This window comes from Pseudoalteromonas sp. SG41-2 (assembly GCF_014164535.1).
GTDB lineage: Bacteria > Pseudomonadota > Gammaproteobacteria > Enterobacterales > Alteromonadaceae > Pseudoalteromonas > Pseudoalteromonas rhizosphaerae.
In genome coordinates this window covers 24,285-37,562 of record NZ_JACJFK010000034.1, presented here as the reverse complement: position 1 = coordinate 37,562, position 13,278 = coordinate 24,285, and the positions used below count along the sequence as shown (strand labels likewise).

Genomic DNA, 13,278 nt, shown 5'->3' with positions numbered 1-13,278 from the left:
ACCAAGCCAAGACCCCATGGTGAACTCAGTAGTGGCCGCTCTTGCATATCCTGTGCTTCACGGCATTCGTATTCCTATACATCAAACAAACCAGCTCGAAGGCGAGCCCCGCACAAGGCCGCCCCGACACAATGATAGTGTCGCATTTGCTATGTGGCTCTCTACCGCTGTGGGCACTACGACATCGCCAGGCTCCAAATTGAGAAAGCCCGACTAGAAATAGTCGGGCTTTTTTACGTTTAAAATGTGAGTTAGCGAGAGTAAAGTTAGCGAACGTTTGACATAGGGCGCGAAAAGTTTATTTTTGTAAAACTCGAAACTCGAAACTCGAAACTCGCAAATTTATTTCCTCTATCAGCTAAAGAATTTTGATTTTATGACTGTTTCAAATTCATGACAGTAAGTAACTCAGTAATTACAAAATAGGTTGTAATATTTAGTTAATTATGTCGCCAAAAACTGAAATAATGTGTTGATTTCTATATGCTCTTGCCAAATTATTATACTAATAGGTGAAGTGCATGAACTCTTCCACTGATGCTGCGCAGTTTGACGCAGTGACAACAAGTAAATCTAAATGGAACTTTCATGATACCCAATGGGTGTTGAGTCTTTTTGGTACTGCAGTCGGTGCCGGTATTTTGTTTTTGCCAATTAATATTGGTATTGGTGGCTTTTGGCCGCTGATCATTTTAGCGTGTTTAGCGTTTCCAATGACTTTCTTAGCCCACCGTGGTTTAGCGCGTTTTGTATTGTCATCAAAGAACAAAGATGCTGATTTTACCGATGTGGTTGAAGAGCATTTTGGTGTGAATGCTGGTAGATTAATTTCATTATTGTATTTTTTATCAATATTTCCAATTTTACTGATCTATGGTGTTGGCCTAACCAATACTGTTGATAGTTTTATAGTAAACCAATTAGGTATGGAAGCACCTTCTAGAGTATTGCTTTCAGGAGTTTTAGTTGCCAGTATGATCAGCTTGATGCTCGGTGGTGAAAGGCTAATGTTGCGTGCTTTTGCTATTTTAGTGTATCCGTTAGTAGGTATTTTATTGTTTTTATCGTTGTATTTAATTCCGAGCTGGCAAGTACCCAATATGGCCTTTCCTGAGTTTGCAGGCTTTAGTAAAACGTTATGGCTGTCAATTCCTATTATAGTGTTCTCATTTAGCCACGCAGCGGCGATCTCAAGCTTTGTAAACGTACAGCGAGGTCATTATGGTAAACAAGCGACAGCTAAGTCCGAGGCGATTCTAAAGCGCACCAGTTTATTACTGATAGTGTTCGTTCTATTGTTTGTATTTTCGTGTGTACTTTCATTAACACCAGAGCAAATGTTGCAAGCAAAAGCACAAAATGTATCCGTGTTATCATACTTAGCTAATGTTACTGACAACTCATTTATTGCCACCTTTGGCCCGCTAGTCGCGTTTATTGCTATCACTTCATCTTTCTTAGGTCATTTTTTAGGAGCAAGAGAAAGCTTTAATGGGCTTGTTACTAAACAAACAAGTTTGTCGCTGAAAAACGCTGACAAAATTGGTGTTGCTATCATGTTCTTTGCTATTTGGTTTTGTGCTGTTAAAAACCCAAGTATCTTAGATATGATGGATCAACTATCAGGGCCGATTATTGCGATGATATTATTCATCATGCCAATGATTGCTGTTTATAAAGTTCCAGCATTACAAAAATACCGTGGCCGTTTTAGCACCTTGTTCGTGTTAGCGGTAGGCTTATTAGCGGTAGCTGCTTTGATTTATGGCTTTGTTGCTTAGCAAGTAGCTTTAGAGACTTTAGTTAGATTAAATAAAAGCCCTGTAGGTGACAAACTTACAGGGCTTTTTAGTTTATGCTATTGCAGCTAGGGCACGGGCTCTAATATCAGCGGCAAAGGCTAGGCCTTTTTTGAAACTTGTTTCAGCAGCGCTAATCGCATCTGCATCGCCATTCGCTGCAAGTACAGCTTGGCTTAGTGCATTATAGAGATTTTTAATTTGCGCTTGGTAGGCTGAATCAATCGCACTTTCAATAGTCGTCATTAGGTCTTTTTTATAATCAATTAAACTGAGAATGTTAAAACACAATAGCTGATATTTAGGAGCTTTGTTGATGTTACAGGTGTTAATTTAGGTTTATAAGCTAGCGCTCATAGTTTATTGTCCCAGCGGTAGGTCAGGTTTTTGCCTGACAATATGACGGAAAAATCCCGGTTTATAAAAATACCAATACCAAACCTGTAGGAGCGACTTCAGTCGCGAACATATGAGATAATGATTTTTAGTTCATTAATGGCTAAAGCCACTACCTACTCGCAGTAGAGCTTACGAGACGGGATAAATCCCGACCTACAAAAGAACACGAAGAGCAAATCTCTGTACAGCGCAAAACGCCTCGGCGTGCTGTGGTGTGATTATCTTTAATACAATACTGTGGCCTTTTTCGAGCTTAAAGCTCTTTGAGGAGCTTATCCATCAGGTGAAGTATTTTTAAATACAACTTAAAATTGATGGCTTGCAACGGTTAGGTCTTCTATTTAACCAAAGTAATAATAATGGAGATCAAATGGTCGATAAAGCAACCTTATACCTCGAAGATATCTTAGAGGATGCATTTTATTTTTTGCAGAATGGCGATGCGAAACAGGGTAAGTACTTGCTGAAAAAAGCAGCTAAAAAGTACCCACGTCATTACTTGACCTATTATGGGGTCGGTATAATGGCTGTACTCAAAGGTGATTATAACTTAGCTATACAAAACTTGCTGAAATCCATAGCAGTTAATGGTGAATATGCTTTAGCTCACTATAACCTGGCGATTAGTTATCAAAAAACTGGAAAGGTTGATTTATCTATTAAGCACCATGTTGCAGCATTGAAGTATGCATCACCAGAAGAGACTGACGTTATTACTGCGTCTAAAGAAATTATTGAGTTAGTTGAAAAAGGCTTGCCGACAGGTTTTACTATTGAACAGTACCTTGAAGATTCAGAACGTTTCGATAGGGGCTTTGAATTTCTCCAAACAGAGCAGTATGAAAAAGCTATTCCCTTGTTTAAAGTGATTGCATCAAATCAGCCTAAGCATGTGCAGGCTAAAGGGAACTTGGGGATTTGTTATTTAATGTTACAGGATTATATGCAAGCGCGAGATTACTTTGAGCAAGCGTTAGCACTTGATCCAGACTATGGACCTGCAAAGAAAAACCTAGCTGTATTGAACAATATAGAAACCGGGCTATTGAGTAAGCCTTTGGATATGCAATCAACTTATTTTTATGCAGAAAAAGTAGCACGAGCTGATAAAATAACTTAGCAATCGAATGGTTCAAGCTTATCGCTTAAAGCTTTACTGCTTTCTTTGGTTCAAATAGGCTGAATGTTGTAATACTCAACTCAGCCTACGATGAGCAATGTAATTATTTGCTCATTTTATCAAGGCTTGGCTACTCGAAGTTTTCCATTGTCTTCATTAAATTAAATGGCTTATTTAATTTTTCTAAGCTAGAAAATTGTTCACGTATATCTTCAGGCAAAATAAAGTAATCAGCTTTAGTTCGCTCAAAAGTTAAAGGGATTGCCATAATTAATTGGTTGTACTTATCAAGCATGGTTTTATCGCTATCTTTTAAGGCCTGCAATTTTGCTGAAAGCAATGTGAAACGCTGCAACTCATCATGTGTGCATAAATCTTGCGTCTTTGCATAATGATAAGATAAAACACTACTAAGCACATTCCAGTCATCTGAAATATGTTTAACGTCATCTGGAGTTATAACTATTGCTGTTTGCTGACATTTTTCAAGTTTAGTGTCATATGCTTTTATTGAATTATGGTATTCAACCGTTAAATAACTAGTGAGGTTATTTTCGGCTATATTTGCATATGTTAAAAAGGAACTGAATAAAGCAAGAGCGAAAACAATAAAATTATTCATTTTGCAGCCTCGCAACCGTTATAAACAGCCTTCCAGAACTGCCTTTCTTTAGATGTTTTAGCTTTAATTGCTTGAAGACCAGATATCGTTTCTATGGTTTTTCGAGCTATGCTTGGGGAGCTTTTTAGTGCAGTAGAAAAAGCATCAAAATCAGTTTGAGTGAGGTTATAGTGACTTTTAATGATGCCATTACCCGCAAAAATGTTAGCAAAAGTACCAACTGTAATTGTTGCACTGAGCCACTGATTAATTTCTTTTATTCGCCTTATTTCTTTTACAGCTAGCTTGCCACGCTCAGAAAACTCCAAATCGTCAATTTCAGGACATCTCATTAATTACTCCTTGTTATTGAATTCCGTAAATATAAAGCCTAGCAAAAACTGTCTAAAAACTGTACCTGAAAATTGTAACCAATATATAAAAAATACTGAGTTTCTATTTTTATTCAACAGGGTATACACTGATTGAGTTATTTGAAATGCAAACTAGATTCCTTATAAGGATATTAAATTGTCGCAGTCTCTTCCTATTCCAGCCCAGCGTTGGTTATCACTGTTATTGTGCGCAATTACAGCGGCCGCAATTACAGTATTTTTAAGTAACGTCAGTTTTGTACAGCAAGCCTATATGAAGTGGGGCAGTATTTTATACGCCAATCCTGCGCTGCACTATAGTTTTGCTTTTCTTGCCGGCATTGGCATCAAGCTAATGCTGGATAAGTTTTATATCTCCCACGCCAAACGCAGTATTGGGTTTAACTGGCGATATCCGCCAGTGACGATAAGTGTATTATTTGGCTTACTTTTCATTGTTGTTTATGTGTATGTAACTAACAATGAAATAGAAGAACAACTGACAGCTTATGCATTTGTAAGTTTCAAGTTTCTGTCACTGAGTTTTTTAGCTGCTGCAGCGACTATTATCTATCAAACTAAACTGTATACGGAAAAACCGATATTTTCTGTTGCACTGTGCGCGGTATCAGCATTTTATTTATTTTCAGCCATAAACTTAGTTGAGATAGAACATGCATTTTGGGTATTTTTCTTTATAGCAGTGGCTTACTTAGGCATGTCTATTTATTTGTTATCAGAGCAACTAAGAGTGTCTAACAAAGAATTGATAGTTGAATCAAAACAAAAAGTAGAGTTTAAGTTTGAGAGTTTAGAACATTTCCAGAAATGGTTTAAAGACGATTTACCTGTTCAAAGCACCACGGAACTAGAACCGGACTTACAGGTTTATGCACAGCGCATCACTGAGCGACTATTAACAGGTGGCGATAAAGAAGGGTATGAGAGAAAGGGAGCGCAACATATCGCACTGTGTGGGCCATTTGGATGCGGAAAAAGCAGCATTGTTGCAGCAATAGCAAACGAGCTCAAAAAGCCTAAAAAAATAGAAGCTGGATTATCAGATGAAGAAAAGCTAAAAGTAGAACAACAAAATAAGATTAATTGGATCTATAGCGATATATCAACGTGGGGCGCAGCCAGTGGCAGTGTCGCGCATGTGATACTTAGCAATATTATTGATGATATCAGCCAGCACATTGATATGTGCGCCTTTCGTGCGTTACCGAAACATTATACCGAAGCCCTAAAATCAGGCGGCAGCTTTTTTCAATTTGCTTCAACGTTACTCGCAGGCCCTGTTGATATCGAGCAAAGCTTTCAAAAACTTAATGATGTCCTTGAAGTAACCAACCACAAATTACTGATCACTTTACAAGACGTAGATCGTGGTACAGGCGATGAGAACGAAAAACGTTTAAATGATATCGCGGCACTGTTGGATAGGCTAAAAAATAAAGATTTAAGTCGTATCAACTTTATAATCGCGATGGGTAATGAAAATGAAGTTGCCGCCGAAGTGATATCGAAAGTGGCTGATTATAGAGAGGATATTGCAAAAAAGGATTTTACAGACCTATTAGTTGATTATATTTATGAGAACTTAACTAGGAGCAAAGTGCTTACTGTTACCCCTTATTCATTGGAAAGCTTGGATGATGTTAGAAATAACCAAATAAGTAGGATTGCCTTTTATTTATCTGAAATAGCTGAGTTAAATAAATTGATTTCAAGTTTGCGAGTGCTAAAAAGAGTACTTCGCCGAGTTAATGAAATTTGGTGGCATAATAATTTAAAAGGAGAGGTTAGTTTCATATCACTGATTATGATGCTAGCTATGAAAGAAGAAAAGCCTTTATTATTTGCAAAATATACTCAGTTTATTGAATCTGTAAAGATTAAAAGTAAGCAGGTTGATATCGAAAGGTTCCTAGAAAAAGACACCTCCGAAGAGTTGAAAGAGTATCTAAAAGTGATGTTAGGGATAAAAGTTAATACTGTTCCAATACATGATAGTACCCCCCCAAAAGAAAGAGATATTTGGTCTTTAAACCCTAATATTGAACACTTACAGACAGTTGGTTGCTCTAATGAAATGTCATTTTATGTTCAACGTATAATGCGGCAAAGTATTTTGAGTTCAGAATTTAAAGATCAAGAAGTAATTCGAGATATATTGAAGTTAAAGAAACTATCACTTTTATCACTTGTTGAGAAATGGTTGAGTTTTGATCAGTTTAAGCAAGAAAAGTATTCTCAATTCATTTTTCTAGAGCTCAATAATGAGCAGACATTAGCTTACCAAGGTGCAGAATATGATAGTTTACCAAACAAGCTGTCATCTACAAAATGTAGGTATGTAGTAAAGTTTGTTCACCACTTAGCGAAAAATTTAACCATTGAAAATATATATGAAATTTTTAATAAGTTACTATATATACAAGATAGAAAGAGGCATTCAAATGCACTTATTAATTATCTTGGCTTTGACGAAAAAGATGTGTTGTTTGAAATTGAGCCTCTTATTTATAAGTTGAATTTAGATAAAAGTAAAGGCAGATATTTATTATATTGTTTGAAGCAAAGCTACAAATTACATCATGCGAAAAAGAGGTTTGAGAGCGTTACTGAAAGCGAGAAATTCCATTGTTTAGGGAAAGCTTTGAGCACTTCTGAATATCTAAAAAAACCAATTTTGAATCCAGACTCAAAACTAGATAATGCACCAGGACTTCCTAGCTTAATGGACTTATACGTACTTTGTTATAAAGCAGAAATTGGGATTACTGAGGGAAGGTAGCTTATCTTTAATCTGACAGTTAACTGTTAGGTCAGGCTTTAGCCTGAAAAATATGACGGGATAAATCCCGACCTACAAAAGAATACAAAATATTAAACCTCAGTGCAGCGCGAAGCGCCTCGGTGAGCTCTGTGGTGAAATTGTCTTTAAATTAAACACTGAGCGAGGTTTTTCGTGGCTGAAGCCATCTCCTACGAGTGAAGTGCTAGGCTTACAACTTAGCGCTTAAAGCTCTACCGCTTATGGCTAAAACTCTCTGTGTAGCGCGAAGCGCCTCGGTGAGCTCTGTGGTGAAATAGTCTTTAAATTGAACACTGAGCGAGGTTTTTCGTGGCTGAAGCCAACTCCTACGAGTGAAGTGCTAGACTTACCGCCTATGGCTAAAGCCCTCTGTGTAGCGAAGCGCCTTGGTGTTCTCTGTGGTGAAATTGTTTTTTCAAACAGAATGCAGAGCAGGATTTTTCGTGGCTGAAGCCAACTCCTACGAGTGAAGAGTCGGTCTTAAACTTACCGCTTAAAGCTTATGGCTAAAGCCCTCTGTGTAGCCTAGCGCCTCGGTGTTCTCTGTGGTGAAATTGTTTTTTCAAATAGAATGCAGAGCAGGATTTTTCGTGGCTGAAGCCAACTCCTACGAGTGAAGAGTCGGCCTTAAACTTACCACTTAAAACTTACGGCTTATAGCTTGGTTTCTTCTTCTATCACACTCACTACAAAATACGGATTCAAATACTCATCTTTTGTGTTGTATAACAGCGGGCTGCCATCAAGCTTAGTGACTTTTGCGCCGGCGATTTCGGCTATAGCGTGGCCGGCACCGGTGTCCCATTCACAGGTTGGGCCTAGGCGTGGGTAAATATCGGCGCTGCCTTCGGCGACTAAGCACAGTTTTAGTGAACTGCCTTTTGAGACCATTTCAACCTCATCAAAGCGTTTTACAAACTCGGCTAAATCCGGTGATGGATGCGAGCGGCTGCCGACTACGCGGATAAGGCCTTTGTTTGCTTTGGTGGTGACTTTAAGCTCAATGCGCTCATCACCGCGGTCCTTAAATGCGCCGATTGCCTCTGCTGCCAGATAAGACACGCCTAGCGCAGGCGCATCTACTACCGCTAAGATAGGTTTGCCGTTTTCAATCAAGGCGATGTTAACGGTAAACTCACCGTTCTTTTTAATAAACTCTTTAGTGCCGTCGATTGGGTCAACCAGCCAATAGCGGGTCCACGTTTGGCGAATATCCCAGCTGATATCGGCACTTTCTTCACTTAATACTGGGATCTCTGGGGTTAAGTGGGCTAGGCCATTGGCAATCACTTTGTGAGCTGCAAGATCGGCGTCGGTTACAGGGCTTTCATCAGCTTTGTACTCAACGTTAAAATCCTTTTCGTAAATCCCCATAATAGCGCTGCCAGCTTGGCGGGCAAGGATCAGTATTTCTTCGAGCAGTTCCGTTTGGTTCATGACTTAACCTTTAATAATTTGCTGTTGTTTTAGATACGCTATCAGCTCTTGCACCGATTGGTCTAGGGTGTTTTTACTGGTATCTAAGATTATTTCCGGTGAATGGGGTATTTGGTAGTCTGAATCTATACCTGTGAAGTGTTTTATTTCACCTGCGCGGGCTTTTTTGTATAAGCCTTTTGGATCGCGGCTCTCGCATACGTCCAGAGGTGTGTCTAAAAACACTTCGATAAATTCACCGTCATCGACTAAGTTTCTTACCATATCGCGTTCCGCGCGAAATGGGGAAATAAATGCGGTGAGTACCAATAATCCAGCATCGACCATTAGTTTAGCGGTTTCACCAACGCGGCGAATATTTTCGATACGGTCTTCGTCGCTAAAGCCTAAATCTTTACACAAGCCGTGGCGTACGTTGTCGCCATCAAGCAGGTAGGTGTGAATACCTTGTTGATTGAGTGCGCTTTCAAGGGCGTTTGCTACGGTGCTTTTACCTGAGCCGGAAAAACCAGTGAACCATAAAATAGCCGGTTTATGGCTTTTGTGTTCGCTACGTTTTGCTTTAGTAATGGCATAGTTATGCCAAACAATGTTCTCATCCATTATAAAACTCTCTTATGAGTAAGCGCTGGCTTAAAATGGAAATACCAGCGGGATCAGGGTTAATACCGTTATTGAATAAATAATAGAAAGTGGTAAGCCCATTAATACATAGTCTTTTAAACGATAATTGCCGGCGCTATAAACCATCAGGTTAGTTTGATAACCAAATGGTGATATAAAGCTTGCAGATGCACCAAAGGCGACCGCCATAATAAACGGCAGCGGGTCAACATTAAAGCCCATTGCTAATGCATAAGCGACAGGGAATGATAGTGCCGCTGCGGCGTTATTGGTGATAAGTTCGGTGAACATTACTGTCATTACAAAAATCGCGATAAACGCGCCATAGGGGCCAAAATCACCGAGTACATAAAACAATGCTGCAGATATTTGTCCAGCTAGGCCGGTGCCTATCATCAGTTTTGCAAGGCCAATGGCGCTACCAACTACAGCGAGTAACTCAATAGGAAAACGGCGTTTTACTTCACTCAGCTTTATCGTTCCCGTGAGCATTAAGCCAATCAGCAATACTAATAAGCCTTTTACCAGTGGTACATAGCCAATAATACTCAGCCCAAGTACCGTTGCAAAGCTCGCTAATACTAAGTTAGATTGCTTGGGCGCTAAGTGAGTTTGTAAATCAAGCCCGGAAATATACACAAATTCGCGTTTTAAATTAGGCAGACTATAAAAGTCTTTACCTGGTGCGAGGATCAGTGAGTCTCCCGCTTGCAGCTGCACTTTACCAAGGCCACCTTGTAAGCGGTCATGGCCGCGACGAATAGCGATAACAGCGGCATGAAACTGTTCACGAAAACGCGCTTCTTTAACTGTTTTTCCTATAAATTTAGATGATTGGCTGACAACAACTTCAACGAGGTGCTCAACATCTTTTTGATGTTTATCGTGAACTATTTTTAGCCCGTCAAAGCGTGTTAGCAATGGCACTGATTTGATGTCACCGACAAACAGCAATACATCGCCCGCTTTAATCACTTGTTGCGGGGTCACTGCACAAATGCGTTTATCGCCGCGAATAATTTCCGCTAGGAATAAGTCTTTAAGTTCGCGCAGGCCATTTTCTTCTACGCTTTTACCAATTAGTTTTGAGCCTTCTTCTATTTTACCTTCGAGATAAAAAGGCACCACTTCTTGATCGTTTTTGCCGTTGTCTGGCAAATATTTTAGCATCACTAAAATAGTGATCAGGCCCACACTTAATGCGCCTAACCCGACTATGGTAAAGTCGAAAAAGCCTAGCGGTGCCATGCCTGCATCAACGGCAAAACCATTGACGATTAAATTTGTTGAAGTACCAATTAAGGTAATTGTGCCACCTAAAATAGCAGTATACGACAGCGGTAATAGTAGCTTTGAAGGTGAATGGTTTGGATTGTCTTTTATGGCAGTAATGAGCGATGCGACAACCGCTGTATTATTGGTAAATGAGGATAAAAACGCTGTAGAAAGTCCGAGCTTAGTGACTGAGCTGGTTAAACTTCCTTTTGATAATGACTGGGCAAGCTTTTGTACGAGTGTAGTTTTTTCAACCGCAATCGAAACCAGTACTAATAACACTAAGGTGATCAGTGATGGATTGGCGTAGTTGATCAGCATATCTTCAAGGTCGATTAACCCGCCTAGATATGCGGTGCCAATGGCGCCAACAAAAAGCCATGCTGGCTTTAGCCGCGTGCCAAACAGGCACCCGACTAAAGTTAGCATAATGCCTGTTAATACTAGCTGTTGATACATGCTTTATATGTCCTTAACAGGCAAAGTTGGTTATTTAAGCTTTGATATATCAAGCGCTTGCCAATGTGGGAAGTGCTTGCGTACTAACGCATTAAATTCAACTTCAAACTCACTAAAGTTACCCGTTTGTTCTTGCTTAGCAAGCACGTTTTCAATCATACCCGCCGCAACAGTTAAGTTAGATAAACGATCGATTAAAATAAACGCACCGGTTTCGTGATTGTTGTGATAAGCATCGGCCAAAATGGTTTCGGTCAATTCTAGGGTAACAATCGCGATTTCGTTTAACTGCAGGCTGTTTGCGCTACCGTGTTCAAGGGTGTTCACATCAATGGTGTGATCAATCTTTTTCACGATAGCCGAAGTATTTTTACTGCCTAGCTTAAAGTTATAGCTTTTACCCAGTACCAGCGGCGCTTCGTGCATCCACACAAGCTTTGCTTGTACTTGGTTAGTTACAGTCGCTGTTGAATCAGCAGGAACGATCACGTCCCCTCGGCTAATATCAATTTCAGTGTTAAGCGTTAAAGTAATTGCTTGACCAGCTTCGGCTGTGTCTAAGTTGCCGTCAAAGGTGACAATCTCTTTAATGCTTGAGGTTTTACCTGATGGCAATACTTTAATAGCATCACCAACGCGTAATTTTCCTGAGGTCAAAGTACCTTGGAAACCACGGAAGTTTAGGTTAGGGCGTACTACATACTGCACAGGGAAACGCGCTTCAAAGCCAGTGTCTGTTTCAGCTGCTGGTGAGTCTTCTAATAACTCAAGCAGTGGTTTATCTGTGTAATATGGTGTGTGCTCTGAGCGTGTTACTACGTTATCGCCTTTAAGCGCCGACATAGGCACAAACTTGATGTTAGATACGTTAAGTTGCTCGGCAAATTTTAAATAATCGGCTTTAATGCGCTCATAAACGGTTTCGTCAAAATCAACAATATCCATTTTATTCACGGCAACAACAAACTGTTTAATACCCAATGAATCACAGATAAAGCTGTGACGCTTAGTTTGTACTTGCACACCGTAGCGCGCATCAACAAGAATAATCGCTACATCACTGGTTGATGCACCGGTTACCATGTTGCGGGTGTATTGCTCATGCCCTGGAGTATCAGCAATAATGAATTTACGTTTAGCCGTTGAAAAATAACGGTACGCTACATCAATAGTTATGCCTTGCTCACGCTCAGCTTGTAAGCCGTCAACCAGTAGTGCTAAATCGAGCTCTTCACCGGCATTACCGACTTTTTCGTTATCTTTATGCAGTGCTGCTAACTGATCTTCATAAATTTGGTGGCTGTCGTGCAGTAGGCGGCCAATTAGGGTTGATTTACCGTCATCCACACTACCACAGGTCAGCATACGCAATAGGCTTTTGTCTTGTTGGCGAGCAAGGTAGGCGTCGATGCCAATTGCTTTTACTTCGTTAATTGTATCGCTAGTATTAATAGACATTAGAAATAGCCCTCACGTTTTTTCTTCTCCATTGAACCTGCTGAATCGTGGTCAATTACCCGACCTTCACGCTCTGATGAAGTCGATAGCAGCATTTCTTCGATAATCTCAGTCAGTGTACTGGCTGTTGATTCCACTGCACCGGTAAGTGGGTAACAACCTAAAGTACGAAAACGAACAGATTTCATCATGGGTACTTCGCCTTCTTTAAGCGGCATACGCTCATCATCAACCATGATCAAAGTACCATCACGCTCTACAACAGGGCGCTCTTTGGCTAAGTAAAGCGGAACCATATCGATGTTTTCTTGATAGATATATTGCCAAATATCAAGTTCAGTCCAGTTAGAAAGTGGGAATACACGGATGCTTTCGCCAGGGTTAACTTGACTGTTATAGGTATTCCAAAGCTCTGGACGTTGGTTTTTTGGATCCCATCTGTGGTGTTTATCACGGAATGAATAAACACGCTCTTTAGCGCGAGATTTTTCTTCGTCGCGGCGTGCACCACCAAACGCGGCATCAAAGCCGTATTTATCAAGCGCCTGTTTTAAGCCTTGGGTTTTCATGATATCGGTATGCTTACCAGAGCCATGAGTAAATGGGCTGATATCAATCGCTAAGCCTTCAGGATTTTTGTGGACGAGTAAGTCAAAACCGTACTCTTTTGCTAAGCGATCACGAAATTCGATCATTTCTTTAAACTTCCAGTTGGTATCAACGTGAAGCAGTGGAAACGGAATTTTACCTGGGTAAAACGCTTTACGCGCTAAATGTAAAAGTACCGATGAATCTTTACCGATAGAGTAAAGCATAACTGGGTTCTCAAACTCAGCAGCAACTTCGCGCATGATTTTGATACTTTCAGCTTCTAATTGCTGAAGGTGAGTTAAAGCCATTGTTAGTCGTCC

11 protein-coding genes are annotated in these 13,278 nt (G+C 40.1%); 3 read left to right on the top strand and 8 right to left on the bottom strand.

Annotated elements, in window-relative coordinates:
• Positions 1–521: 521 nt before the first annotated feature.
• Entirely contained in the window at positions 522–1,781 is a 1,260-nt protein-coding gene (locus tag H5186_RS20295; protein WP_182794881.1) for an aromatic amino acid transport family protein, read from the top strand.
• Positions 1,782–1,853: 72 nt separating this feature from the next.
• On the opposite strand, the gene H5186_RS20290 is transcribed toward H5186_RS20295, so the two are convergent.
• The gene (locus H5186_RS20290) at positions 1,854–2,045 is read right to left on the bottom strand and encodes a hypothetical protein (RefSeq protein WP_182719258.1); all 192 of its coding nucleotides are present in this window, start codon (positions 2,043–2,045) and stop codon (positions 1,854–1,856) included.
• A 523-nt stretch (positions 2,046–2,568) separates the two neighbouring features.
• Here H5186_RS20290 and H5186_RS20285 point away from each other — a divergent pair.
• On the top strand, positions 2,569–3,318 hold the full coding sequence (locus H5186_RS20285) for a tetratricopeptide repeat protein (protein ID WP_182719259.1): 750 nt from the start codon (positions 2,569–2,571) through the stop codon (positions 3,316–3,318).
• Positions 3,319–3,448: 130 nt separating this feature from the next.
• On the opposite strand, the gene H5186_RS20280 is transcribed toward H5186_RS20285, so the two are convergent.
• Together H5186_RS20280 and H5186_RS20275 are read right to left on the bottom strand one after the other, a co-directional pair.
• Positions 3,449–3,940 carry a hypothetical protein gene (locus H5186_RS20280; RefSeq protein WP_220491389.1) on the bottom strand — a complete coding sequence of 164 codons (492 nt, stop codon included), beginning with the start codon at positions 3,938–3,940 and terminating at the stop codon, positions 3,449–3,451.
• A complete protein-coding gene (locus H5186_RS20275; RefSeq protein ID WP_182719260.1) occupies positions 3,937–4,272 on the bottom strand; it encodes a hypothetical protein in 336 nt (111 codons plus the stop codon). Before H5186_RS20275 ends, H5186_RS20280 begins: the two co-directional genes overlap by 4 nt.
• A gap of 178 nt (positions 4,273–4,450) precedes the next feature.
• Between H5186_RS20275 and H5186_RS20270 the strand changes: the two genes are divergently transcribed.
• The gene (locus tag H5186_RS20270; protein ID WP_182794880.1) at positions 4,451–7,093 is read left to right on the top strand and encodes a P-loop NTPase fold protein; all 2,643 of its coding nucleotides are present in this window, start codon (positions 4,451–4,453) and stop codon (positions 7,091–7,093) included.
• A gap of 675 nt (positions 7,094–7,768) precedes the next feature.
• On the opposite strand, the gene cysQ is transcribed toward H5186_RS20270, so the two are convergent.
• Genes cysQ through cysD form a run of 5 tightly spaced genes read right to left on the bottom strand, consistent with a single transcriptional unit; the run spans position 7,769 to position 13,266 of the window.
• Positions 7,769–8,551 carry a 3'(2'),5'-bisphosphate nucleotidase CysQ gene (cysQ, locus tag H5186_RS20265; protein ID WP_182735509.1) on the bottom strand — a complete coding sequence of 261 codons (783 nt, stop codon included), beginning with the start codon at positions 8,549–8,551 and terminating at the stop codon, positions 7,769–7,771.
• Between the two features lie 3 nt (positions 8,552–8,554).
• Complete coding sequence (gene cysC, locus H5186_RS20260; protein WP_182794879.1) at positions 8,555–9,154, bottom strand: adenylyl-sulfate kinase; 600 nt, start codon at positions 9,152–9,154, stop codon at positions 8,555–8,557.
• A 30-nt stretch (positions 9,155–9,184) separates the two neighbouring features.
• A complete protein-coding gene (locus tag H5186_RS20255) occupies positions 9,185–10,909 on the bottom strand; it encodes an SLC13 family permease (RefSeq protein WP_182719264.1) in 1,725 nt (574 codons plus the stop codon).
• 30 nt (positions 10,910–10,939) lie between these two features.
• Positions 10,940–12,367 carry a sulfate adenylyltransferase subunit CysN gene (cysN, locus tag H5186_RS20250; RefSeq protein WP_182794878.1) on the bottom strand — a complete coding sequence of 476 codons (1,428 nt, stop codon included), beginning with the start codon at positions 12,365–12,367 and terminating at the stop codon, positions 10,940–10,942.
• The gene (gene cysD, locus H5186_RS20245) at positions 12,367–13,266 is read right to left on the bottom strand and encodes a sulfate adenylyltransferase subunit CysD (protein ID WP_145238271.1); all 900 of its coding nucleotides are present in this window, start codon (positions 13,264–13,266) and stop codon (positions 12,367–12,369) included. Before cysD ends, cysN begins: the two co-directional genes overlap by 1 nt.
• Between the last annotated feature and the right edge of the window lie 12 nt (positions 13,267–13,278).